The following is a 24,610-nucleotide window of genomic DNA, read 5'->3' on the forward strand; positions in this document are numbered from 1 at the left end:
AATGATGTTGTGCTCCGGCCCATACGGGAACTTGGTGATGTTCTCGGCGCCGCTGTCGTTGACGATCAGGATGTCATGCTCGCGGTACCCACCTGCCCCCGATCGCCCTTCAGGCAGCATGATCATCGGTTCGATCGACACCACCATGCCCGGCTCCAGCACCGTGTCGATGTCTTCGCGCAGCTCCAGCCCGGCTTCGCGGCCGTAATAGTGGCTCAAGGTGCCGAACGAGTGGCCATAACCGAAGGTGCGGTATTGCAGCAGGTCGTGGCGCAGGAAAATCTCGTTCAGTTCACGGGCGATATCGCTGCAGCGCATGCCCGGACGTACCAGCTTCAACCCGGCCTCGTGTACCTCGACGTTGGCCTGCCACAGGCGCAAGTGCTCGTCCGGGCAGTGGTCGAGGAACAGTGTGCGCTCCAGCGCGGTGTAGTAGCCAGCGATCATCGGGAAGCAGTTGAGGCTGAGGATTTCACCCTTGCCCACACGGCGGCTGGTTACCGGGTTGTGCGCACCGTCGGTGTTGAGCCCGGACTGGAACCAGGTCCAGGTGTCCATCAGCTCGGCATCGGGGAAGCGCCTGGCAATTTCCCGTACCATCGCCTGGGTGGCATGCAATGCCACTTCATACTCAGGCACTTGATCGCGCAGCGCCTCTACCACCGCCGCACCGCCGATATCGGCCACCTGCGCGCCATGGCGAATCAGCGCCTGTTCCTCGGCCGACTTGATCATGCGCATGCGCATGCAGGGTGCACCGATGTCTACCAGCTCGGCCTTGGGGTAGCAGGCGCTGAGCTTGCCGTGATTCTGCAGGTTGAGGTGGTCATGTTCCACGCCAATGCGCGAGGCCAGCGGCAGGGCCTGCTGAATGGCGACGAAGAAGTTGTCGCGCTGCCAATCGGTGTAGACGATGTTGTCAGTGCCCACCGTGCGCCGCCAGGGTTGCCCGCCGTCGATGTTGGCACTGATCGAGACCACCTTGTCCTGGGTGATCACCAGTGCATACGGGCGGCCGAACGAGCAGTAGAGAAAATCGCTGTAGTAGTTGACGTTGTGGTACGACGTGAAGATCGCCGCTTCGATGTCCTGCTCGTCCATGTAGGCCCGCAGCCGGGCATGGCGGGCCGCATATTCCTGGGCCGAGAAGGTTGGCTGCACCTTGTCGCCATTGCGGATTTTCAGGGTTTTGGGCATTTGCATGGTCGGGGTTCCTTGTCGTTGTGAGCACGCGGTTCAGGCTTGCCGCCTGAGAAGCATTGCAACAGAACCGACGAGGACGCTTTTGTATCTATCCGACCTGGAATTGGCGGGATGGCCACTGCCCCTGGGGGCTGCTTTGCAGCCCATTCGCGGGCAAGCCCGCTCCCACAGGTTCTTCGCAGCCCTGAAAGGCGGCGCTGTACCTGTGGGAGCGGGCTTGCCCGCGAATGGGACGCAACGCGCCCCCGTTTCCAGCGCTGCTATTTCAGGTCAAAGCGGTCCAGTTCCATAACCTTCTGCCAGGCCGCAACGAAGTCCCGGACGAACTTATCCCCCCCATCACTGCTGCCATACACCTCACTCAACGCCCGCAACTGGGCATGCGAACCAAACACCAGGTCAACCCGGCTACCGGTCCACTTCACCTGCCCGGTCTTGCGATCGCGGCCTTCGAAGCTTTCGTTGTCTGCCGAAGTCGCCTTCCATTCCACGCCCATGTCCAGCAGGTTGCGGAAGAAGTCATTGCTCAAGGTGCCGGGCTTGTCGGTGAACACGCCCTGCTTGCTGCCGCCATGGTTGGCGCCCAGCACGCGCAGGCCACCGATCAGCACGGTCAGCTCCGGTGCGGTCAGGGTCAGCAACTGGGCCTTGTCTAGCAACAGCTTCTCGGCCTTGACGCTATAGCGAGCCTTGGTGAAGTTGCGGAAACCATCGGCCAACGGTTCCAGCACGGCAAACGATTCGACATCGGTCTGCGCCTGGGACGCATCGACACGCCCCGGGCGGAACCCAACGCTGCCACTGTAGCCGGCATCCTTGGCGGCCTTTTCAACGGCGGCGGTACCTGCCAGCACGATCAGGTCGGCCATCGAGACCTTTTTACCGCCATTGTTGAAGTCGGCCTGAATCTTCTCCAGCGCCGCCAGCACCTTGTCTACACCCTGGTTTGCAGCCCAGCCCTTCTGCGGCGCCAGGCGCAAGCGGGCGCCATTGGCACCACCGCGCTTGTCGGAGCCACGGAAGGTCGAGGCCGATGCCCAGGCGGTGGAAACCAGCTCGCCCACGCTCAAACCCGATGCTAAAACCTTGGCCTTGAGGGCCGCGATGTCTTGTTCACTGACAGTGGATGCCTCAGCTTTGGGCAACGGGTCCTGCCACAGCAGCTCTTCATTGGGCATTTCCGGGCCCAGGTAACGCGCCAGCGGGCCCATGTCGCGGTGGATCAGCTTGTACCAGGCGCGGGCGAACGCATCCGCCAGCTGCTCGGGGTTGTCCTTGAAGCGGCGGGCGATCGGTTCGTAGATCGGGTCGAAGCGCAGCGCCAGGTCGGAGGTCAGCATGGACGGTGCGTGCTTTTTCCCCGGGTCGTGCGCATCCGGTACGGTGCCTGCGCCCTTGCCTTCTTTTGGCCGCCACTGATGAGCGCCCGCCGGGCTTTTGGTCAGCTCCCACTCGAAGTTGAACAGGTTGTTGAGGTACTCGTTGCTCCACTTCGTCGGGGTCGACGTCCAGATCACCTCCAGCCCGCTGGTGATGGCATCACCGCCCTTGCCGCTGCCGAACGTGTTCGCCCAGCCCAGGCCCTGCAGTTCAAGGCCTGCGGCTTCCGGCTCGGGGCCGACGTTGTCGGCGGGGCCGGCACCGTGGGTTTTGCCGAAGGCGTGTCCACCTGCAATCAGCGCCACGGTTTCTTCGTCGTTCATGGCCATGCGGCCGAAGGTCTCGCGGATGTCCTTGCCCGAAGCCACCGGGTCGGGGTTACCCTCCGGCCCTTCCGGGTTCACGTAGATCAGGCCCATCTGCACGGCGGCCAGCGGGTTTTCCAAGTTGCGCTCGGCCGACAGGTCGCGGTTCTGCTCTTCGCCATGTTTGGCCGGCTCGGCCACCAGGTCACCCTGGCCTGGCGGCTGGGCCTTGACCTGGTCCTTGCCGTAGCGGGTATCGCCCCCCAACCAGACCTTTTCCGAACCCCAGTACACGTCTTCATCGGGCTCCCACACATCGGCGCGCCCGCCCGAGAAGCCGAACGTCTTGAAGCCCATGGATTCGAGAGCGACGTTGCCGGTAAGCACGATCAGGTCGGCCCAGGAAATCTTGTTGCCGTACTTTTGCTTGATCGGCCACAGCAGGCGCCGGGCCTTGTCCAAGCTGACGTTGTCCGGCCAGCTGTTGAGCGGGGCGAAACGCTGCTGACCCGAGCCCGCACCACCCCGACCATCGCCAATGCGGTAGGTACCGGCGCTGTGCCAGGCCATGCGGATGAACAGCGGGCCGTAGTGGCCGAAGTCGGCGGGCCACCAGTCCTGCGAATCGGTCATCAAGGCGGTCAGGTCTTTTTTCAGGGCTTGGAAGTCCAGGCTCTTGAACGCCTTGGCGTAATCGAAGTCCGGGTCAGGGCTGGACTTGGACGAATGTTGGTGAAGAATTCTCAGGTTGAGCTGGTCGGGCCACCAGTCACGGTTGGTGGTGCCGCCACCTGCGGTTTGATGGAACGGGCATTTCGATTCGTTCGACATCTGCGGGTACCTTTGGGTCGGTTATCCAGATTTCCGGTCTATGCCAGGTGTTCTTTCAGCCGAGCGCGTGGGCTCGTGCTACCCCTCATCAGGTCTACACGGGGCTTGCGAAGCTGTCACGGCGGGCCGGTGCGGTCTTGCACGCAGGTGCTGACACACCGCCCCCTAGCGCAATTCGCGGGGCCAGGGGAAAGACTAGCCGAGCTTGGGCAGACTTCTAATAGAGTGGCTGTTAGGGGGTGATAGGCTGGCTCTGTCAGGCGTTGGCCGGCACATCCATACAAGGCAAGCAGGCCGCCCCCATGCTTCAATACATCGCCAAGCCCTCTACCCCCGGAACCCGAGCCCAATGAACCGCAACGACCTGCGCCGCGTCGACATGAACCTGCTGGTGCTGTTCGAAGCCCTGATGATCGAACGCAACCTGACCCGCGTGGGTGAAAAACTGTTCATCACCCAGTCCACCGTCAGCGCCGCCCTCGCCCGCCTACGCGAGCTGTTCGACGACCCGCTGCTGATCCGTAGCGGTCGGGCCATGGAGCCCACGCCAAGGGCCATGCAAATCTTCAGGGAGCTAGGCCCGGCCATGGACGTGATTTCCGCCGCCATCAGCCGAGCCCGCGAGTTCGACCCGGCCAGCAGTTGCAACGTGTTCCGCCTGGGCCTGTCGGACGACGCCGAATTCGGCCTGTTCCCGGCCCTGCTGCAGGCCTTGCGCGAAGAGGCCCCGGACATCAGCGTGGTGGTACGGCGTGCCAACTTCCTGCTGATGCCCGGCTTGCTGGCCAGCGGTGAAATTTCGGTGGGTGTGAGCTATACCACCGACCTGCCGGCCACCGCCAAGCGCCGCAAGCTGCGTAACATCGGTGTGCGGGTGCTGCGTGCCGACGACAGGCCCGGCCCGCTGACCCTCGACGAATACTGCGCCCGCCCGCATGTGATGGTGTCGTTCTCCGGCGACATGAGCGGCAATATCGACCTGGACCTGGCGCGCATCGGCCGTTGCCGCAAGGTGGTGCTGGCGGTGCCGCAGTTCGGCAGCCTGCGTGCCCTGCTACGCAATACCGAGATGATCGCCACGGTGCCGGACTACGCCGCCTGCGCCCTGGCCGACGACGGCAGCTTGCGCGCCGACCCGGCGCCGTTCGATATCACCGAGGCCGAGCTGTCGATGGTGTGGAGCGGCGCCCAGGACAACGACCCCGCCGAGCGCTGGCTGCGCGAGCGCATCCTCCAGTTCATGGCTCGGTAGGTGCCTGACTGAAGAAGTTTGGCGCTTGTGAGATCGAGCGCCGCCCGCGCGGCGCATCGCGAGCTACGCTCGCTCCTACGTTTGTTTCGGGCCAATTATTCCTGTGGGTTTCGCGCGCGGACGCCTTGGCGCATGCCTCTATATTGCGTCGTGCAAACTAAGGCGATCGCGCGCGCTTGGCACAGGCGTTACTGGCCAGAAACAAACGTAGGAGCGAGCGTAGCTCGCGATGCGCCGCGCGGGCGGCGCTCGATCTCACAGGCGCTGAATACATCAAGGCGGGCGACTACCAGCCCTGACATTGTCGCAGCGGCGAGCGCCTCATTTACGCCGCTGCATCCACGCCGCCCCCAGCCCACTGAGGCAAATCACCGAAATACCCACCAGGCTCAAGGTATCCGGCACCTGGCTGTAGATCACGAACCCGAGCAACCCGGCAAACACGATCTGGCAGTAGCTGAACGGTGCCAGCAACGCTGGCGCCGCATGGCGGAAGGCCTGGGTCAGCAGCAGGTGCGCCGTCATGCCAAAGCCCCCCAGCGCCAGCATCAGCAACGCATGGTCCCAACGCGGCATTTCCCAGAAGAATGGCACCAGCGCACTTAATGCCAAGGTGTTGCACAGCCCCGCATAGAAGTTGCTGGTGGTCGGGCTGTCGTGCGCCGCCAGGATGCGCGTCAGCAGTTGGTAGAAACAGAACCCCAGCGCCGAACCGAACGGGTACAGAATGGCAGGGGTGAACATTGCTCCCCCCGGGTGTACCACCACCAGCACACCGATAAAGCCCAACACCACCGCCACCCACTGCCCCACCGTCACCCGCTCTTTCAGCAGCGGTGCCGACAACGCGGTGACCAGCACCGGGGCAAGGAAGTTGACTGCCGTGGCCTCGGCCAGCGGCAGGTATTGCAGGCCCGTGGTGAACAACAGGCTGGTGCTGAGCAGGCTAAGGGCACGCAGTGTCTGCAACAGCGGCCGACGGGTGCGCAGCACGTTCATACCCGACTTGGGCAGAAAGATACCGGCCATCAGCAGCGTATGCACTAAATAGCGTGCCCACACCACCATGATGATCGGGTACAGGCCGCCGAGGAATTTGGACAGGGCATCGTGGCTGGCAAACAGAAACGTCGCCACCACAACGAGGGCGATGCCACGCAGAGGTTGGTTGACGCCGGACAGCGGTGTGCTGGAACTCATGGCTCTCTCGATGACGGCGCGCCAGCAGGCAGCGCCCAGGGAAGGCCGCACAGGCATGGCCTGGCGGGTACAACAGTTCGGATTCTAGAAGAGATGACGCAGCATAAGGAAGTTCAATTGCCGCTTGTCCAGGCCGACAGCATTTTCTGTTCGCTGATCGACCACTTTGTGCTCCGCGCGCATGGTCCGTGCCGTGCTGATCGTCGACCATCGACGCTACCCCTGCACACCCTACAAGGAATTGACATGCAAAGGCTCACCACCCGTAACGGCCTGGCCCTGCCCGCAATTGGCCTGGGCACCTGGCCGATGACTGGCACCGAGTGCACCCAGGCCGTGCGCCAGGCGCTGGACGTGGGTTACCGACACATCGATACCGCCACCGCTTACGACAACGAAGCGGCTGTCGGCCAGGCCCTGCGCGACAGCGACGTGCCGCGCGAGCAGATCCACCTGACCACCAAGGTGTGGTGGGACCGCCTGGAACCCAAGGCCATGCGTCAGTCACTGGAAGACAGCCTGCGCGCGCTGGGCACCGAGCACGTCGACCTGTTCCACATTCACTGGCCCGGCCAGGACTGGGACCTGGCCCGCAGCATCGAAACGTTGGTAGCGCTGCGTGACGAAGGCAAGGCGCGGCATATCGGCGTGGCCAACTTCCCGCTTGGACTGTTGCGCCAGGTGGTGGAAACACTCGGTGCGCCATTGTCGGCCATTCAGGTGGAGTACCACGTGCTGCTCGACCAGCAACCGCTGCTGGACTACGCCCGTCGCCATGACCTGCTGCTCACCGCCTACACCCCGCTGGCCCGTGGCCAGGCGGCGGCGCAGCCGGTGATCCAGGCGATTGCCCACAAGCACGGCGTGCTGCCCAGCCAGGTGGCGCTGAAATGGCTGCTGGACCAGGATGGCGTGGCAGCGATTCCCAAGGCCAGCAGCCGCGAAAACCAGATGGCCAACCTGGCAGCGCTGGACGTGCAACTGGATGACGAAGACCGTGCGGCGATTGCCGGGTTGCCGAAGGACCAGCGGCTGGTAAGCCCGGCGTTTGCGCCGGATTGGAATAGCTGAAATTCATAAGCGCGACACGGGCCTTGTGGGAGCGGGCGCGCCCGCGAAGAAATCAACTCAGTGGCTGGCACCGGCTGCGCCGGTGCTCCCGGGCACGCCCGCTCCCACAAGGATTGCACAAGCTTTTAGATTTTGAGTAAGACCGCGTAAGCCGTCAGCCTGGCGTAATGACCTCCTTGAGGCGCTCACTCGCCGGCGCCGGCCGCCCGTACAGGTAACCCTGAAAGTGCGAACACCCTTCCGCCGCCAACCGTCGCATCTGCTCTTCCGACTCCACCCCCTCGGCCGTGGTCTTGATCATCAGGCTGTTGGACAGGTCAGTAATGGCGCGAATGATCGACATTGCTTCGCGGCTGTCGCACATGTCGTGCACGAACGACTTGTCGATCTTGATCCGGTCGAACGGGAACGACCGCAGGTACCCCAACGATGAGTAGCCGGTCCCGAAGTCGTCCAGCGAAATGGACACACCCAGGTCTTTCAACGCACGCAAGGTGCGCACGTTTTCCTCGCTGTTGCCCAGCAGTACCGATTCGGTAATTTCCAGCTCCAGCCGCTGCGGCGGCAGGCCTGAGTCGGCCAGCGCCAGGGCGACGATATGGACAAGGTTGCCATTTTTGAACTGCACCGCCGACAGGTTGACCGACACGGTCTGCTCGCTGTCCCAACTGGCCGCTTCCTGGCAAGCCAGGTTCAGTGCACGCGTGCCCAGTTCGTGGATCAGCCCGGTTTCTTCGGCGATGGGGATGAAGTCCATGGGCATGACCATGCCACGGGTCGGGTGCTCCCAACGCAGCAACGCCTCGTAACCGGTAACGCTGCTCGTCTGCTGGTCGACCACCGGCTGATAGTGCAGCTGCAGCTGGCCCAGATGCAGTGCGGTGCGCAGGTCGGTTTCCACCAGGCGGCGCTGGCGGGCCGCGACGTCCAGCTCAACGTCGAAACACTCGTAGCGGTTGCGGCCATTGCGCTTGGCCTCGTACAGCGCCATGTCGGCATAACCGAGCAGCTGCTCGGCCTGGTCGTGGTCATCGGGGGCGATAGCAATGCCGATGCTCACCCCTACCGTGAACTGATGCCCTTCGATCTGGAACGGCGGACAAATGGCGTTGATCAGCCGCTGCGCGGTGTTGCACGCGGCATCGCGACCATCAAGGCCCGTCAGCACCACGGCAAACTCGTCACCGCCCAGACGGGCCAAGGTGTCGTGCTCACGCAGTTCTCGGCGCAAGCGCTTGCCCAAGGCCCGCAAAAGCTTGTCACCAAAGGCATGGCCCAACGAGTCGTTGATGTTCTTGAAATTGTCCAGGTCCAGGCATAAGGCGGCGGTCAGCTTGGCGTTTTCGCTGCCGCGCACCAGGGCCTGTCGCAGGCGTTCGTTGAACAGCGTTCGGTTGGGTAACCCGGTAAGCGCATCATGGTGCGCCATGTGGTGGATCTGCGCATGGGCGGCCAACTCTTCAGTGGCATCTTCGGCGACGAACAGCACGTAGTCAGCCTGGCCCTCGCGGTTCTGGCTGAGCAAGGTGCGGCTGCGAAGGGTGCGCGGGCCGCGGGCCGTGTCGACGCGGGTTTCGGCAGCATGGCCCTTGGTACTGCGGGCGCCACGCGCCAGTTGCTGCTCAAGGTAGTCGGCCGCTGCGGGGGCAAGGCAGTCACCGGGCAACTGGCCGATCATGCTGCGCCCCGGCCCGCCGAACAGGCGCTCGGCCTGCTGGTTGGCCAACAGGATGCGCTGGCTTTCCAGGTCCTGGACAATGACGCTGGCAGGAATGTTGGCAATCACCGAATCCAGGAACTGAGACAGCTTGGTCATTTCCTGGCTGTACTGCTCGGCCAGTTCCTTGGCCTGTAACAACTCCTGCTCCTGGCGATGGCGCTCAGAAATGTCGCGGGTGACCTTGGCGAACCCCACCAGTTGCCCGGCATCGTCGTGCACCGCTTCGATGACCACATGGGCGTGAAAGGCGGTGCCGTCCTTACGCAGGCGCAAACCCATTTCTTCAAAGCGCCCGGTGCTGCGCGCTTGCTCCAGGTTCAGCGCCGGCAGCCCGGCTCCACGCTCGGCATCGCTATAAAACAACGAGTAATGCTGGCCGACAATTTCATCGGCATGGTAGCCCTTGGCACGTTGGGCACCGGGGTTCCAGTTGGCGACAATACCCTCGGGGGTGAGCAGGTAGATGGCATAGTCCACCACGCTCTGGATCAACAGCCGGTACATGATGTCGGGGTTTGCAGCTAGCGACATGAACTTTACCTGAACCCTCGAGGGGCATGAGAAGGGATCCCAGCACGCTGTGGCCGGGTCTTGGAATGCGTTGATGGCATTATGCCGCTCACGGCGATTTTGTGAAGTGACTCACAAAAATCTCGCTATTCCCCTTCAAGAACGAACGAAGACGGATAAAGCCTCAATGGCGGGCGCCACTCACCAGGAAATTCAGCAAGTCAGGTTCATCGTCCAAGGCAATCGCCCGTGCCGGGCGCGACAGGTTCGCCAGCACAGCGTTACAAAACGCCACCGCGGGTGGATCCTGTGCGTAACAGCGCAGCAACCAGTCGCCCTCACCGCTCAAAAACTGCAACGCCACCGCCTGCCCAATACCCTGCCGGCGGTATTTCTTCAGGATGAACAGGTCGGCCAGTTCGAGGGCATCGATGCCCGGCAGCTCGCTGCGTTCCACCAGTACGAAACCGGCGATGAAGCCGTCCGCCAGCACCAGGTAGGCGCCCCAACCGTCGTCCTGCCAGTGGCGCTGCAGGTGCTCGTCGTGGATGTAGAAGCGACCATCCACTTCGACGTCTTCCTGCTCCCAGTCGGAGGACTCGTAAGCATAGAACTGATAGAGGTTACGGATCAGCGGGGCCTGGTCGGCGGTAGTCTGTAGCAGTGCGATCGGGAGCATGGTGCGGGCTCGGGGTAAAAGGCCGATTCTAGATGACAAGCGGCCGACAGCAAAAAGCCCAGGCCCTCCCCGCACGGAAAGGCCCAGGCCAAAACACGGTGAATCCAGGCTAGAACTCAGCCTTCCTGCAACGCACGCGGCCGATGGCTGCGCGCTTCGGCTTCCGGCGCTGCAGCCGCCTGCAGGTGGAAGTCGAACGCCAGTTCGGCAAAGCGCTCACCCTGAACACCGCGATCACGCGCGGCAGCGGCATCTTCGACAAAGCGCAGCTCGCCAATCAGCCCGTCACGGGTGGCGTAGGCGAAGTCATCCCACAGGTACTTGTCGCCCTCGAAGTTGATCTGCGTGGTCAGGTGACGGTACCCAGGTGCCGAGATGAAGAAGTGCACGTGCGCCGGGCGCTGGCCGTGGCGGCCAAGCAGGTCCAGGCATTCCTGGGTCGGGCCCTGCGGGTCGCAGCCGTACCCCGACGGTACGATGGAGCGCGCACGGTAGCGGCCCTCGGCATCGGTGATGATGCGGCGGCGCAGGTTGTATTCGGACTGGGTCGAATCGAAGTACGAATACGTGCCCTGGGTGTTGGCGTGCCAGAGGTCGACGGTGGCACCGGCCAGCGGCTTGCCATCGGCATCGAACACCTGGCCCTGAAGGAACATCACTACACCCGGGTCGGTGCCGTCGTCCATGCGCGCTTCGCCTTGCGCCAGCGGCGCACCGGCCACGTACAGCGGGCCTTCGATGGTGCGCGGAGTGCCGCCACCCAGGCCGGCTTCGGCGTCCTTGGCGTCTTGCAGCAGGTCGAGGAAGTGCTCGATACCCAGGCCTGCGGCCAGCAGGCCCGCCTCGTTCCGGCCGCCCAGGCGGTTGAGGTAGTCAATGGCGTGCCAGAATTCGTCTTCAGTGATTTCCAGGTCTTCGACCAGGCGCGCGGTGTCCTGCAGGACGCGCAGGATGATCTGCTTGAAGCGTGGGTTGCCCTCGGCATGGTCCAGGCCAGCCACCTTGTTGAAGAAGGCTTGAACATCGGCAGTGTGGGAAATTTTCACGGTCATCGTGCTTACCTCGTATTGTTCTTGTAGGGTAGTCAGGTGCGAATCAGCGGTCGTCGCTGTGGATCGACGAAGGGTGCCGGCACAGGCCGTTCACCTCGATGTCCATGTACGGGAACAGCGGCAGTTGCATGAGGGTATCGTGCAGCGCCTCGACGCTGGGCACATCGAACACGCTGTAGTTGGCATAGTGCCCGGCAATGCGCCACAAGTGGCGCCAGGTACCTTCGCGCTGCAGGCGCTGGGCCAGTTCCTTTTCGTCGGCCTTGAGCCGGGCGGCCTTGGCCGGGTCCATGTCGACGGGCAGTTTCACGGTCATCTTCACGTGGAACAGCATGATTATCTCCTTGCTTGCTGATCAGCGACGGGCGAAACGCGCCAGGCGCTGTTCGTCCAGGGTCAGGCCCAGGCCCGGGGTACGGGGAATGTGCAGCTGGAAGTCGCGGTACTGCGGCGGCTCGTTGACGATCTCTTCGGTCAGCAGCAGCGGGCCAAACAGCTCGGTGCCCCAGGTGAGTTGGCGCAGGGTGAGGAAGGCGTGGGCCGACGCCAAGGTGCCGATCGAACCTTCGAGCATGGTGCCGCCATACAGGGCGATACCGGCGGCCTCGGCGATTTGCGCAGTACGCAGCACGGCACGCGGGCCACCGTTCTTGGCGATCTTCAATGCGAAGATGCTGGCCGCACCATCGGCGGCCAGGCTGAAGGCGTCCTCGACGCTTTCAATCGATTCATCGGCCATGATCGGTGCCGGGCTGCGCTGGTTCAGGCGCACCTGGCCACCCCGGTTGATGCGTGAAATCGGTTGTTCGATCAGGTCGATGCCGTTGTCGCCCAACACCTGGCAGGCGCGAATGGCCTGGGATTCGTCCCAGTACTGGTTGACGTCGACGCGCACACTGGCGCTGTCCCCCAGCTCACGCTTGATGGCCACCACGTGCTTGAGGTCCTGCTCCACCGGGTTGGCGCCGATCTTCAGCTTGAACACACGGTGACGCCGAATCTCCAGCATGTGCTGGGCTTCGGCGATGTCGCGGGCGGTGTCGCCACTGGCCAGGGTCCAGGCCACTTCCAGGCTGTCACGCACACGGCCGCCCAGAAGCTCGCTGACCGGCAGGCCCAGGCGCTTGCCCTGGGCGTCGAGCAACGCGCTTTCGATACCCGATTTGGCAAAGGTATTGCCCTTGGCCAGCTTGTCCAGCTTGAGCATGGCAGCGTTGATGTTGTCTGCCGCCAGGCCGATCAGCGCAGGCGCCAGGTGCGCATCGATATTGGCCTTGATGCCCTCGGGGCTTTCGTAGCCATAGGCCAGGCCGCCGATGGTGGTGGCCTCGCCGATACCTTCCACGCCATCGCTGCAGCGCACACGCAATACCACCAGGGTCTGTTGCTGCATGGTGTGCATTGCCAGCTTGTGCGGGCGAATGGTCGGCAGGTCGACGATAATTGCTTCTATGCGTTCAATCAGCGCGCTTGTCATTGTAGCCAGGTCCCGTCAGGTCGGGCTGCCAGTGGCAATCCCGAATGGTGCATTTACTTGCGTGTTCAAGGATTGCGCGAGACCCTGATGACCGTCCAATATCAAATGAATCTCCCACCATACCCTGGAGGTCTTGTGGAGCTGCGCCACCTGCGTTACTTCAAAGTCTTGGCCGAAACCCTCAATTTCACCCGCGCCGCCGAGCTGCTGCACATTGCCCAGCCACCCCTGAGCCGGCAGATCAGCCAACTGGAGGACCAGCTCGGTACCCTGCTGGTGGTGCGCGAACGCCCGTTGCGGCTGACCGAGGCGGGTCGCTTCTTCTATGAGCAGACCTGCACCGTGTTGCAGCAATTGCAAAATATCAGCGACAACACCCGGCGCATTGGCCAGGGCCAGCGCCAGTGGCTGGGCATCGGCTTTGCCCCCTCGACCCTGTACAACGTGCTGCCGGAGCTGATCCGCGAGCTGCGCCAGGACAGCGAGCTGGAACTGGGCCTGAGCGAGATGACCACGCTGCAGCAGGTGGAAGCGTTGAAAAGCGGGCGCATCGACATCGCCTTCGGGCGGATTCGCATCGATGACGCGGCCATTGCGCAACAGGTATTGCGCGAGGACCCGCTGGTGGCCGTGCTGCCCAAGGGCCACCCGCTGGCGGGCAGCCCGCTTAGCCTTGCCCAGCTGGCGAGCGAGGCCTTCATCCTCTATCCGGCCAACCCCCGGCCCAGTTATGCCGACCACGTACTGGCGCTGTTCGCCCAGCACGGCATGAGCATCCGCGTCAGCCAGTGGGCCAACGAACTGCAAACCGCCATTGGCCTGGTGGCGGTGGGCGTGGGGGTGACCCTGGTGCCGGCGTCGGTGCAACAGCAGCACCGTACCGATATCGAGTATGTAGGTTTGCTGGATAGCGGCGCGGTGAGCCCGATCATCCTCAGCCGCCGCAAGGGTGATGTGAGCCCGGTCGTGCAGCGGTGCCTGACGTTGATCGAACGGCAAAACCACTAGCCCGCCGCCCGTATACCCATCGGTATATGGATGTTCCCGTTGTTCTGTTTCATGCTCCGCCACGCGAATCGCGAAACGCCCGGGCTGCAAGAACAGATCAATAACAAACAACGGGAGTCGAACATGGCGGGACGTCTCAACGGCAAGATAGCGCTGATTACTGGTGGCGCGGGGGGCTGCGGGCTGGCTGCATCGCAGCTGTTTGCAGCTGAAGGGGCTCGGGTGGGCATTGTCGACCTGCCAGACAGCAAGGGCGCCGAGGTAGCCCGGGCACTGCGCGATGCAGGCCACGACGTTATTTTCGCGGCGGCCGATGTGTCGGACGCACAGCAAGTGAAGGCGGCAGTGGCGGCTGTAGAGCAAGCCTTCGGGCACATTACCGTGCTGATGAACCACGCCGGCATCCTCGCGGCCCTGCCCTTTCTGGACACCAGCGAAGAAGAGTGGGACCGGGTGATGGCAGTGAACGTGAAAAGCATGTTCCTGGTCACCCGCGCCGTCCTGCCGGGCATGCTGGCCGCCGGTGGCGGCAGCATCGTCTGCACCTCATCCATCTCGGCTGTGGTGGGCACACCCATGGAGGTGCTGTATTGCACCAGCAAGGGCGCCACGCACATGTTCGCCCGGGCCATCGCCGTGGAGTTCCGTGACCGGGGCATCCGCGCCAACGCCATTTGCCCAGGCTTTATCGCCACCGCCCACGGCCTGCGCGAGATCGACATGCTGCGCCGCCATGGCGTGGATGTGAGCGAAGAGGCCATTGCAGCCGCTCAGGGGCGCTTGTGCGAGCCTTCGGAAGTGGCCAGCGCAGCCTTGTTCCTGGCCAGTGACGACGCCAGTTTCGTCAACGGCGCACACCTGTTTGCCGACAACGGCTACACGGCCATCTGAGCAGAAGAACAACCAGCAGGAGAGACCAACGTGACCACCTCTTCCAACAACATGCACATCAACGAATTTGGCCTGGAACACGCGCATTGGCGCAACTGGGCCGGCAATCAGTCCTGCATCCGTGCAGCACGCGGGGCGCCAGCCAGTGAAGACGAACTGTGTTCGATGGTGAACCAGGCCAGCAGCAATGGCATGAATGTGCGTGTGGCCGGTTCCGGACATTCCTTTACCCCGGTGGCGCTGACCAATGGCCTGCACCTGAGCCTGGCCAACATGAGTGGCGTGCGCCACATCGACCCTGAGAAAAAGCGCGTCACCGCTGCCGCCGGCACCACCATCAATGCCTTTGGCAAGGCACTGCGTGCAGCGGGCTTGTCGATGGTCAACCAGGGCGACATCGACAGCCAGTCGATTGCCGGCGCCCTGACCACCGGCACCCACGGCACCGGCCTTACCTTGGGCAATCTGGCTTCGTCCATCGTTGGCATGAAGCTGGTGCAGCCCAATGGCGAAATCCTTGTGGTGGACGAAAGCACCCCCGACCTGTTGCAGGCTGGCCGGGTTTCTCTTGGCGTGCTGGGCATCGTTTCGGAACTGACCTTGCAGGTAACCGACAGCTTCAACCTGCACGAGCGCATCTGGCGCGAAGACTTCGAAAGCGTGATGGAAAAGCACGATGAACTGGCGCGCACGCACCGCCACTTCAGCTTCTTCTGGTGCCCGTACGAACAAAGCCGCCACTGCTATTGCCTGCCCGATACTGCCGCGACCTCCACCACCGGGCGCACTACCGACGTGTGCGAAGTGAAGGTCATGGACATTACCGACCGCCCGGCCTGGGAAAGCGAATTCGAAAAAGTGGCGTACAGCTCGGATGTGTACCCGATCGAGTACCTGCCCAATTTCCACGAACTGGAATACGCCGTGCCGCTACGACACAGCAAGGAAGCGCTGCGCGCAGTGCGCAAGCTGATGCTGGAGGACTTCCCCGAGGCCATCTACCCCATCGAGTACCGTTTCACGGCCGGCGATGGCGCATGGATGAGCCCGTTCTTCGAGCAGGACAGCGTGACCATTTCGGTGTCTGGCCAACCGGGTACCGATTACTGGGACTACCTGCGGGCGGTGGATCAGATTCTGCGTTCGTATGGCGCCAGGCCGCACTGGGGCAAGCTGCACTTCCTGACCGGTGAGGATGTGAGCGCCATCTACCCGCGGGCTGAGGACTTCCGTAATTTGCGCCGGCAGCTTGACCCGCAGGGCATCTACCTGAGCGAGCACCTGAGCCCGCTGTTCAAATAACCTGCTGCTTTCACATCCTAGGGCTGCGTTGCAGCCCTTTGCTTTATCAGGCCTTGGCCAGGTAGTCGATGAACAGGCGGAACAACTCGGCGTTGGTGGAAATCTCCAGACGCTGGTAGATGTTGTGCTTGTGCACCTTCACCGTCCCATCAGAAATACTCAGCTGCCGCGCAATCGACGCATTGCTGTGCCCCTGCAACAGTAACTTGGCGATCAGGCGCTGAGTCTCGGTCAACTGCCCTTGCAGGATCTCGACAAAAGCATCCTCCAACACCGCCCCCTCCGGCGTAGCGCGCAGGCAATCGGCATAACGCAACCGGCAATGCTGGCCGAACACCGACGCCAGCAGTGGCACCATGCCCGCCAGCAGGTCCATTTCCGCAGCACTGAAATCGCCACTGCCGTGGTTGCGCATCAGCGAATAGACCATCGCCACCTGGGACCGCAACGGCATGATGAAGCCCACCTCTTCAATCGCCGTGCCGTAGTCGGACGACACGCAAGGGTGGATATCCTTGGAGATGGCAAAGCCCGAAGAGAAGAAGCAGTCAGGCGCCAGCTCGCTCATGCGCCACACCCCGGCCGGATGCTCGTTGACGCAGGCAACGTAGAAAGGATCGAGCAGGTAACCGCCTCGCACGTAGGCATTCAGGGTGCGCTCGGTTACCGAATGGTTGTAGCCGTTATGCACCAACAGCGCAGGCTGGTTGAACTGGAACAGGTAAGCGCAACTCATGTCGAACGCCAGCGTGCCCCGCAGCCAGGCATCCAGCGCCGGCCCCAGTTGCTCGCTGCCGGTCGCCTCGATTACCGCCGCCAGCCCCTTCGCCTCATCTTTTGTCATTGTTCACCGCGCTCTCGTGCACGGAAGGCCTGTGCGACCTTACCGGCTTGATTGGCAAAAAACACAAAATCCGGGGCGCCCTGGACGCTCCAGATCATGTGCATGACGTTTTTGGCTCAGGACGGCTCGGCCGCTACCTTGAACGCACCGGCGGCATCATCCTGGCGCCCCATCTCCTGCGCCTTGGGCACCGCCAGCCAACTGGCCAGCAGCATGGCGATCAGGCCACCACTGAGTTTGCCGATCATCAGCGGCAATATCAACGAGGGTTGGAAGTTGGCCGAGAAGGCCATGTGGTCGCCAAAGGTAAAGGCGGCGCACACCGAAAAGGCGATCACCAGCACCTTGTCCTTGGGCGGCATTTCGCTGACCAGCCGGAACATGGCCAGGATATTGGCAGAGGCCGCCAGCACCCCGGCCGCACCGACACCGGACATGCCAAAGCGCGAGGCCACCCGCTCGATCGGCCGCGCCAGGAAGCGCTTGAGCAGGTGCACCATGGGGAACGCACCGCACAGCATCAGGCCGATGTAGCCGGCTATTTCCAGGGCACGGAACTGGTCGTCGGCGTCGGCAATGATTGGCGCGAACCCCCAATTGCCGAACAGGTGGCTGAACAGGCCGGTGAAGTACTGCACGATGGACGCCACCAGCACCAGCACCACGGCGATGTACATGAACTGGCCGAGCTTGAGGAACAGGTACACCATCAGCGTCGGGAAATAGCGCAACGCCGCCGCCAGGGCGATACAGAACAGGATCAGCGGCATCAGGTTGCGCAGCAGCATCGCCCAGGTGAAGTGCAGCGCCTGGGTGGCGGCGCCAGTGGTGGCGATGTCGGGGCGCACGCTCAGGCCCAGGGCCTGCATGGCCATGGCGATGATCATGATGCTCAGCGGGATGGTCAGCAGCCCGGCCATGATCCCCAGGGCCATGTACTTGTGGTCGACCTTGCGCAACATGGCCAGCCCCACCGGGATGACGAAGATGATCGTGGCGCCGCACTGAAAGCCGGTAATCAGGCCCAGGATCCAGCCTTCGGGGCTTTGCGCCAAGGCCTTGGCCAGCTGGTAGCCGCCCATGTCCGAGGCGATGAAGATGGGGCCGGCAATGCCGGGGTCGGCACCGATGGCCAGGAACAGCGGCGCGATCACATGGCTGATGCCCGCCGAAATGTAGGGGATCGCCGCCATGATGCCCGCTACCGGGATGAAGATGGGCCCGATACTGTGCAGGCCGGCGATGAACTCCTGGCCCAGCTCGCCCTCGGGATTGTAAATGGATGCCACCGCACCCAATACCGCGCACACCATGATGACGTAGATGACATAGGTGCCGATGCTTTCCATTTGCCGCCTCATTTTTAGAGTTGTCGGGTTGGCAGGACTGAAAGGTCCCGGGGCATCGCTGTTGTTATAGCGTGTGCAAGGTGCGCCCCGTCGAGGGGTTAAGCTATGCGGCAAGGTGATGGGCTGTCCATATACCGGGAGGTATACACGAGCGAACCCATTGATTTAGCAGGGACCCTGTGGGAGCGGGCTTGCCCGCGAAGCAGGCGACTCGGTACATGGCACCGGCTGCGCCGGTGTTCGCGTGCAAGCCCGCTTGTGAGTTGCTCCCACAGGGATCGCGCAAGCGCTAAGATTTTGTGCCAGCCAGCAGAAGTTAGCCCGGTAAGCTGTAACGCTCGGCAAAGTACTGCCGAAAAAAGTCCACCGCCACCCGCACCTTGGCCGAACTGGCCAGCGGCGAGGTATACACCGCCCAGATATCCGCCGGCTGGTGATAGTCCTCCAGCACCTGCACCAGGCGCCCGTCCTGCAGGCTGTCGTGCACATCCCACCACGAACGCAGCAATATCCCGCGCCCGTCCAGGCACCACTGGTGCGCCACCTCACCATGGTTGGTCGACAGGCCGCCGGTCACCCGCACGCTTTCTTCGCCGTTAGGCCCCATCAGTTGCCACACACCAAACGGGTGATCGCGCTCCTTGATCACCAGGCAATCATGGCTGGCCAGGTCGCCCAGCACCTTGGGCGCACCGCGCCGCGCCAGGTAGGCCGGCGCGGCGCACAGCACCCGGCGGTTGCGCGCCAGCGGCTTGGCAATCAGGTTGGGGGCAATGGCATTACCCACGCGGATGTCCAGGTCCACGCCCTCCGCAATCAGGTCCACCAGGCGGTCGTGCACGTCCAGGCGAATGTCCAGTCGCGGGTAGCGTTCGGCCAGCTCCGACAAGGCCGGCGCCACGAAGCGCCGCCCCAGCCCCAGGCTGCTGGCTATGCGCAGCTGGCCGGCCGGCTCGCGGTGCTGGGCGCTGATGTCATCGCCCATGCGCTGCACGGCATCGAAAATCTGCAACGCCCACTGATACACCCGCTCGCCCTCCTCGCTCACCGTTACCCGCCGTGTGGTGCGGTGCAGCAGCCGCACCTCCAGGGTTTGTTCGAGCATGCGAATGCGTTTGCTGATGTACGCCGCCGACATACCCAACTCGTCGGCCACGGCCGCGAAGCTGGCACGTTTGGCCACCTGCAGGAAAATGTTGAGGTCGTCCAGACTGGGCAGATTATTCACGTAGCGTGTTCCAAGAATCCATGATTGGCCAGATTATCTCCGAAGCAAGCCCTTATAGCATGGCCAGCACCTGTTCCCTAGACAACGAGTGCACCCCATGAGCAAGACCTTCAGAATCGCGGCAATCCCTGGCGACGGCATCGGAAACGAAGTACTGCCAGAAGGCATTCGCGTGGTCGAGGCCGCTGCGCGCAAGCACGGCCTGGACATCAGCTTCGAGTTCTTCGAGTGGGCCAGCTGCGATTACTACCTGGCCCACGGCAAGATGATGCCGGACGACTGGTTCGAACAGCTCAAGGACTTCGACGCCCTGTACTTCGGTGCCGTGGGCTGGCCAGACAAGGTGCCGGACCACATCTCGCTGTGGGGTTCGCTGCTCAAGTTCCGCCGCGATTTCGACCAGTACGTGAACATTCGCCCGGTGCGCCTGTTCCCGGGCGTGCCGTGCCCGCTGGCTGGCCGTGAGCCAGGTGACATCGACTTCGTGGTCATCCGCGAAAACACCGAAGGCGAATACTCCTCCCTGGGTGGCCGCATGTTCGAAGGCACCGACAACGAGTTCGTGCTGCAGGAGTCGGTGTTCACCCGCCGCGGTGTCGACCGCATCCTCAAGTATGCCTTCGATGTGGCACAGACCCGCGAGCGCAAGCACGTCACCTCGGCCACCAAGTCAAACGGCATGGCCGTGAGCATGCCGTACTGGGACGAGCGCACCGCCGCCATGGCGGCCAATTATCCGGAAATCAGCTGGGACAAGCAGCACATTGATATCCTCTGCGCCCGCTTCGTGCTGCAGCCCGACCGCTTCGATGTGGTCGTAGCCTCGAACCTGTTCGGCGACATCCTGTCCGACCTCGGCCCGGCCTGCGCCGGCACCATCGGCATCGCACCGTCGGCCAACCTCAACCCCGAGCGCAAGTTTCCGTCGCTGTTCGAACCGGTACACGGTTCGGCGCCAGACATCTACGGCAAGAACATCGCCAACCCGATCGCGATGATCTGGTCGGGCGCACTGATGCTGGACTTCCTCGGCAACGACGGCGCCGATCCACGTTACCGCGCCGCCCACGACGACATCCTCAAGGCCATCGAGCAGGTCATCGCCGCCGGTGAGGTGACCCGCGACATGGGCGGCCAGCAGTCCACCCAACAAGTGGGCCAGGCCATTACCGCACTGGTCGAAGCCTGATACACAGGGGCCGATTGTCAGAACTGTCTGACAATCGGCCGCTTGCCTCTTGCGAGCGGCGTGGATTGTATGCAAAATCTGTTAACCATTAGATTCTAGTAAACTAAAGGTTAACAACCAAGGAAGGAGCAGCACCGCAACACCCCGGATGCCTGCCGGGTATAACAAGTACGCCAACGTCCAGGAGACGATGATGTCGCACAAGAATAAAAAGATTGATGTGTTCCTGATTACCGTGAGCCTGATTGCCGTACTGCTCACCGTGATTGGCCTTGCAGCCTTCCCCGCCCAGGCTGAAAGCGCCGCCAACCAGTTGTTCGAACTGTCCACCCGCACCTTCGGTACCAGCGTGCAGGTGCTGGTGTTCGCCAGTACCCTGGCCGTGCTGTATCTGGCCTTCAGCAAGTACGGCAACATTCGCCTGGGCAGTGGCAAGCCAGAATATGCCACCGCCACCTGGGTGTTCATGTTCATCTGCGCCGGCATGGGGTCGTCGACCCTCTACTGGGGTGTGATGGAGTGGGCCTACTACTACCAGACCCCGGGCCTGAACATCGCCGCCGCCACCCCGAAGGCACTGGAATACAGCGTCGGCTACTCGTTCTTCCACTGGGGTATCAGCGCCTGGTCGATCTACGCCCTGGCTTCGCTGGCCATGGCTTATCACTTCCATGTACGCAAGAAGAGCGGCTTGAACCTGGCCTCGATCGTCGAAGCGGTGACCGGCTTCAAGGCCACCGGCCCGGTGGGCCGCAGCGTCGACCTGATCTTCCTGCTGACCATGATGGGCGCACTGACCGTGTCGCTGGCCCTGACCGCTTCCACCCTCACCCGTGGCCTGCATGACCTGACCGGCACCCCGGACACCTTCACCGTGCAACTGATGGTGATCGGTGGCGTGGCGGTGATGTTCTCGCTCAGCTCGTACATCGGTATCGATGGCGGCCTGCAGCGCCTGAGCAAGATGGTGTGCATCGGCGCGCTGGTGTTTGCTGCCGTGATCCTGCTGGTCGGCCCGACCCAGTTCACCATCAACAACACCGCCAACTCGATTGGCCTGATGATCCAGAACTACGTGCACATGAGCCTGTTCACCGACCCGGCCGGCGACGGCGCCTTCACCCGCAACTGGACGGTGTTCTACTGGCTGTGGTGGGTGTCGTACGCACCCGGCGTGGCCATGTTCGTCACCCGCGTTTCGCGTGGCCGGCAGATCAAGGAAGTGGTACTGGCCCTGCTGCTGGGTGGCAGCTTCGGTTGCTGGTTCTTCTTCGGCGCGCTGGAAAGCTACAGCATGCACCAGTTCATCACCGGCGCGGTGGATGTACCGAAGATGCTCGCTGAACAAGGCGGCGAATCGGCCGTGACGCACTTGCTGCTGGCATTGCCGTGGGGCCAGGTGTTCCTCGGTGTGTACCTGTTCATCATGGCCATCTTCTGTGCTTCGCACATGGATGCCGCAGCCTACGCGGTGGCCGCCACCAGCACCCGCAACCTGCGTGAAGGCGACGACCCGACGCCAACCCACCGTCTGTTCTGGTGCGTGGTGCTGACCCTGGTGCCGCTGGCCATGCTGTTCGCCAAGGCGTCGTTGTCGACCATGAAGACGGCCGTGGTGCTGACCGCGATCCCGTTCATGGTAATTCTGCTGGTGAAGATCTACGGCTTCTTCAAGTGGATGATCGCTGACTACGGCCAAGTGTCGGCCCACGTCATCGAGGAAGAAGCTGCACGCATGGCCGGAGAGGAACCCGCCGAGCATGCCCCACGCAGCGCCGCTGCCGTGCATTGATTGAATCATCGGGGCTGCACCACAGCCCCTTTGCAAGACTGCAAATTTTTTTGCCTGATCTGTTAACCAGCAGATACGCGTTAACCAACAACTATAAACCGAGCTTGTGAGATACCTGTCATGAACGACTTCAAACGCCTGCCCGCCGATTTCTGCGCGAATGCCGACGAGGCCTTCACCCTCCCGGCCAACTTCTACACCCAGGCCGCCGTGTTCGAGCACGAGAAAGAAGCCATCTTCGCCCGCAGCTGGATCTGCGTGGGCCACCGCAGCGAAGTGGCAGACAACAACGCCTACATCACCCGCGAAGTGATTGGCGAAAGCATCATTGTCGTGCGCGGCCGTGACAGCGTGCTGCGTGCGTTCTACAACGTCTGCCCGCACCGTGGCCACCAGCTGCTCAGCGGCAGCGGCAAGGCCAAGAACGTCATCACCTGCCCGTACCACGCCTGGACCTTCAAGCTCGACGGCGAACTGGCCCACGCCCGCAACTGCGACAACGTGGTCAACTTCGACAAGGAAAATTCCACCCTGGTGCAGCTGCGCGTAGAAGAATACGCTGGGTTCATCTTCATCAACATGGACATGGACGCCGGCTCCGTCGAAGACCAGCTGCCAGGTATGCAAGCCCGCATGCGTGAAGCCTGCGCGGTAATCGACGACCTGCACCTGGCCGCGCGCTTCGTCAGCGACACCCCGGCCAACTGGAAGTCGATCGTCGACAACTACCTGGAGTGCTACCACTGCGCCCCGGCGCACCCAGGCTTCTCCGACTCGGTGGACGTTGGCCAGTACAGCCACAGCCTGCACGGCAACTGGACCCTGCAGTACGGCCTGGCCAAGCCTTCGGAGCAGTCGTTCAAGTTCGACGAAAACGTGAAGGACCCGTCGTTCGCCGGCTTCTGGGCCTGGCCGTGCACCATGTTCAACGTGCCGCCAGGGGCCAACTTCATGACCGTGATCTACGAGTTCCCGGTCGATGCCGAAACCACCCTGCAGCACTACGACATCTACTTCCTCAACAAGGACATCACTGAAGAGCAGCAGAAGCTGATCGACTGGTACCGCGAAGTGTTCCGCCCAGAAGACCTGCGCCTGGTCGAAAGCGTGCAGAAGGGCCTGAAATCGCGTGGCTACCGTGGCCAGGGCCGCATCATGGCCGACCGCGAGCGCAGCGGCATGAGCGAGCACGGCATCGCCCACTTCCACAACCTGATCGCCGTGGCCCACCTCGACGATTGATGGCAACCCCTCCACGTTTTTTGGCACGTAAAGGTGCGCGGCAGGGCCTGCCGCGCACCCCGGCAGTCGAGGTGAACCATGGCCAACACTTATGAAATGTTCAGCGTCCGCGTAACCGACGTGGAACACGCCACGCCGCTGATCAAGCGCTTTACCCTGGCCCGCGAAGACGGCGCGGCGATGCCCGCCTTCACCGGTGGCAGCCACGTCATCGTGCAGATGCAAGGCGCCGACGGCAGCCAGTTCAGCAACGCCTACTCGCTGATGGGCGACCCGCGCGACACCCGCAGCTACCAGATTGGCGTGCGCCTGGAAGAGCAGTCCAAGGGCGGCTCGGCGTTCATGCACCAGCAGGTGGAAGTCGGCACCCGCCTGACCATTTCGTCGCCCAACAACCTGTTTGCCCTGGACCCTTCTGCTGGCCGCCATGTGCTGATTGCCGGCGGTATCGGCATTACCCCGTTCCTGGCGCAACTGCATGAACTGGAAGGTGGCAGCACCGACTACGAGCTGCACTATGCCTTCCGCGCACCGGAGCATGGCGCGTTTCAGGACCAGTTGGCCAGTGGCCCGCACGCGGCCAATACCCGTTTCTACATCGACAGCCTCGACCGCAAGCTCGACCTCGCCGCCCTGTGCGCAGGGCTGGACGAGCAAGCGCACCTGTACGTGTGCGGCCCCAAACCGCTGATTGACGCGGTCATCGCCTGCGCGGCCCAGGCCGGCATTGCCGAGCACCGCGTGCATTGGGAACAGTTTGCCGCCCCCCCCGTTACCGGCAGCGCCTTTACCGTGGTGCTGGCGCAGTCGGGCGTGGAGTTGCAGGTGGAAGAAGGCATGACCATTCTGCAGGCCATCGAAAAGTCCAAGGCCGCCAAGGTCGAGTGCCTGTGCCGCGAAGGCGTGTGCGGTACGTGCGAGACCGCCATTCTGGAGGGCGAGGCCGAGCATTATGACCAGTACCTGAGCGACGAGGAGAAGGCTGCCCAGCAGAGCATCATGCTGTGCGTCTCGCGCGCCCGTACAGCGCGGCTGGTGCTGGATCTGTAAGTGACCGCTGCAACGGCCGTCAACCAAAAGTTGAC

At 62.8% G+C, this 24,610-nt stretch carries 20 protein-coding genes; 9 read left to right on the forward strand and 11 right to left on the reverse strand.

What is annotated here, in order from left to right; translation table 11 throughout:
* Both ACF8MI_RS01570 and katG read right to left on the reverse strand, forming a co-directional pair.
* Window positions 1–1,203, reverse strand: a 1,203-nt coding sequence (locus ACF8MI_RS01570) for a M24 family metallopeptidase (RefSeq protein ID WP_392492282.1), incomplete at its 3' end; no start/stop codon positions are given.
* Between the two features lie 260 nt (window positions 1,204–1,463).
* Window positions 1,464–3,719 carry a catalase/peroxidase HPI gene (katG, locus tag ACF8MI_RS01575; protein WP_060497104.1) on the reverse strand — a complete coding sequence of 752 codons (2,256 nt, stop codon included), beginning with the start codon at window positions 3,717–3,719 and terminating at the stop codon, window positions 1,464–1,466.
* A gap of 349 nt (window positions 3,720–4,068) precedes the next feature.
* Here katG and ACF8MI_RS01580 point away from each other — a divergent pair, with 349 nt between their 5' ends.
* Window positions 4,069–4,971 carry a LysR family transcriptional regulator gene (locus tag ACF8MI_RS01580; RefSeq protein ID WP_016715685.1) on the forward strand — a complete coding sequence of 301 codons (903 nt, stop codon included), beginning with the start codon at window positions 4,069–4,071 and terminating at the stop codon, window positions 4,969–4,971.
* A gap of 321 nt (window positions 4,972–5,292) precedes the next feature.
* On the opposite strand, the gene ACF8MI_RS01585 is transcribed toward ACF8MI_RS01580, so the two are convergent.
* Window positions 5,293–6,171 carry a DMT family transporter gene (locus tag ACF8MI_RS01585; protein ID WP_060497105.1) on the reverse strand — a complete coding sequence of 293 codons (879 nt, stop codon included), beginning with the start codon at window positions 6,169–6,171 and terminating at the stop codon, window positions 5,293–5,295.
* Window positions 6,172–6,417: 246 nt separating this feature from the next.
* Here ACF8MI_RS01585 and ACF8MI_RS01590 point away from each other — a divergent pair, with 246 nt between their 5' ends.
* On the forward strand, window positions 6,418–7,242 hold the full coding sequence (locus tag ACF8MI_RS01590) for an aldo/keto reductase (RefSeq protein WP_104834570.1): 825 nt from the start codon (window positions 6,418–6,420) through the stop codon (window positions 7,240–7,242).
* A gap of 154 nt (window positions 7,243–7,396) precedes the next feature.
* Here ACF8MI_RS01590 and ACF8MI_RS01595 read toward each other — a convergent pair whose 3' ends face one another.
* The 5 genes from ACF8MI_RS01595 to ACF8MI_RS01615 all read right to left on the reverse strand — a co-directional run bounded on the left by ACF8MI_RS01595 (window position 7,397) and on the right by ACF8MI_RS01615 (window position 12,680).
* Window positions 7,397–9,493, reverse strand: coding sequence for a putative bifunctional diguanylate cyclase/phosphodiesterase (locus ACF8MI_RS01595; protein WP_392517348.1), 2,097 nt, complete (start codon window positions 9,491–9,493; stop codon window positions 7,397–7,399).
* 163 nt (window positions 9,494–9,656) lie between these two features.
* The gene (locus tag ACF8MI_RS01600) at window positions 9,657–10,151 is read right to left on the reverse strand and encodes a GNAT family N-acetyltransferase (protein WP_104834568.1); all 495 of its coding nucleotides are present in this window, start codon (window positions 10,149–10,151) and stop codon (window positions 9,657–9,659) included.
* A 116-nt stretch (window positions 10,152–10,267) separates the two neighbouring features.
* Entirely contained in the window at window positions 10,268–11,203 is a 936-nt protein-coding gene (gene catA / locus ACF8MI_RS01605; protein ID WP_060497108.1) for a catechol 1,2-dioxygenase, read from the reverse strand.
* 43 nt (window positions 11,204–11,246) lie between these two features.
* Window positions 11,247–11,537: a muconolactone Delta-isomerase gene (gene catC, locus ACF8MI_RS01610; protein WP_060497109.1), complete on the reverse strand. Its 291-nt coding sequence runs from the start codon at window positions 11,535–11,537 to the stop codon at window positions 11,247–11,249.
* A gap of 21 nt (window positions 11,538–11,558) precedes the next feature.
* Window positions 11,559–12,680, reverse strand: coding sequence for a muconate cycloisomerase family protein (locus ACF8MI_RS01615; protein WP_060497110.1), 1,122 nt, complete (start codon window positions 12,678–12,680; stop codon window positions 11,559–11,561).
* 135 nt (window positions 12,681–12,815) lie between these two features.
* Here ACF8MI_RS01615 and catR point away from each other — a divergent pair, with 135 nt between their 5' ends.
* The 3 genes from catR to ACF8MI_RS01630 all read left to right on the forward strand — a co-directional run bounded on the left by catR (window position 12,816) and on the right by ACF8MI_RS01630 (window position 15,881).
* A complete protein-coding gene (catR, locus tag ACF8MI_RS01620; RefSeq protein WP_060497111.1) occupies window positions 12,816–13,688 on the forward strand; it encodes an HTH-type transcriptional regulator CatR in 873 nt (290 codons plus the stop codon).
* 123 nt (window positions 13,689–13,811) lie between these two features.
* The gene (locus ACF8MI_RS01625) at window positions 13,812–14,579 is read left to right on the forward strand and encodes an SDR family NAD(P)-dependent oxidoreductase (RefSeq protein WP_060497137.1); all 768 of its coding nucleotides are present in this window, start codon (window positions 13,812–13,814) and stop codon (window positions 14,577–14,579) included.
* Between the two features lie 30 nt (window positions 14,580–14,609).
* Entirely contained in the window at window positions 14,610–15,881 is a 1,272-nt protein-coding gene (locus ACF8MI_RS01630) for a D-arabinono-1,4-lactone oxidase (RefSeq protein ID WP_104834566.1), read from the forward strand.
* Window positions 15,882–15,927: 46 nt separating this feature from the next.
* Here ACF8MI_RS01630 and ACF8MI_RS01635 read toward each other — a convergent pair whose 3' ends face one another.
* The 3 genes from ACF8MI_RS01635 to ACF8MI_RS01645 all read right to left on the reverse strand — a co-directional run bounded on the left by ACF8MI_RS01635 (window position 15,928) and on the right by ACF8MI_RS01645 (window position 19,302).
* The gene (locus ACF8MI_RS01635) at window positions 15,928–16,725 is read right to left on the reverse strand and encodes a helix-turn-helix transcriptional regulator (protein WP_060497113.1); all 798 of its coding nucleotides are present in this window, start codon (window positions 16,723–16,725) and stop codon (window positions 15,928–15,930) included.
* A 116-nt stretch (window positions 16,726–16,841) separates the two neighbouring features.
* Entirely contained in the window at window positions 16,842–18,074 is a 1,233-nt protein-coding gene (gene eutH / locus ACF8MI_RS01640) for an ethanolamine utilization protein EutH (RefSeq protein WP_200929430.1), read from the reverse strand.
* Between the two features lie 316 nt (window positions 18,075–18,390).
* A complete protein-coding gene (locus ACF8MI_RS01645) occupies window positions 18,391–19,302 on the reverse strand; it encodes a LysR substrate-binding domain-containing protein (protein WP_104834564.1) in 912 nt (303 codons plus the stop codon).
* Between the two features lie 97 nt (window positions 19,303–19,399).
* Between ACF8MI_RS01645 and ACF8MI_RS01650 the strand changes: the two genes are divergently transcribed.
* The 4 genes from ACF8MI_RS01650 to ACF8MI_RS01665 all read left to right on the forward strand — a co-directional run bounded on the left by ACF8MI_RS01650 (window position 19,400) and on the right by ACF8MI_RS01665 (window position 24,575).
* On the forward strand, window positions 19,400–20,491 hold the full coding sequence (locus ACF8MI_RS01650; protein WP_119369588.1) for a tartrate dehydrogenase: 1,092 nt from the start codon (window positions 19,400–19,402) through the stop codon (window positions 20,489–20,491).
* Between the two features lie 193 nt (window positions 20,492–20,684).
* On the forward strand, window positions 20,685–22,283 hold the full coding sequence (locus ACF8MI_RS01655; protein ID WP_060497138.1) for a BCCT family transporter: 1,599 nt from the start codon (window positions 20,685–20,687) through the stop codon (window positions 22,281–22,283).
* 120 nt (window positions 22,284–22,403) lie between these two features.
* Window positions 22,404–23,525, forward strand: a complete 1,122-nt coding sequence (locus ACF8MI_RS01660) for an aromatic ring-hydroxylating dioxygenase subunit alpha (protein ID WP_200929431.1) — start codon at window positions 22,404–22,406, stop codon at window positions 23,523–23,525.
* A gap of 78 nt (window positions 23,526–23,603) precedes the next feature.
* On the forward strand, window positions 23,604–24,575 hold the full coding sequence (locus ACF8MI_RS01665) for a PDR/VanB family oxidoreductase (RefSeq protein WP_200929432.1): 972 nt from the start codon (window positions 23,604–23,606) through the stop codon (window positions 24,573–24,575).
* The last annotated feature ends 35 nt before the right edge of the window (window positions 24,576–24,610 follow it).

Origin of the sequence: Pseudomonas sp. yb_9 (assembly GCF_043103635.1) — a bacterium.
Lineage (GTDB): Bacteria > Pseudomonadota > Gammaproteobacteria > Pseudomonadales > Pseudomonadaceae > Aquipseudomonas > Aquipseudomonas monteilii.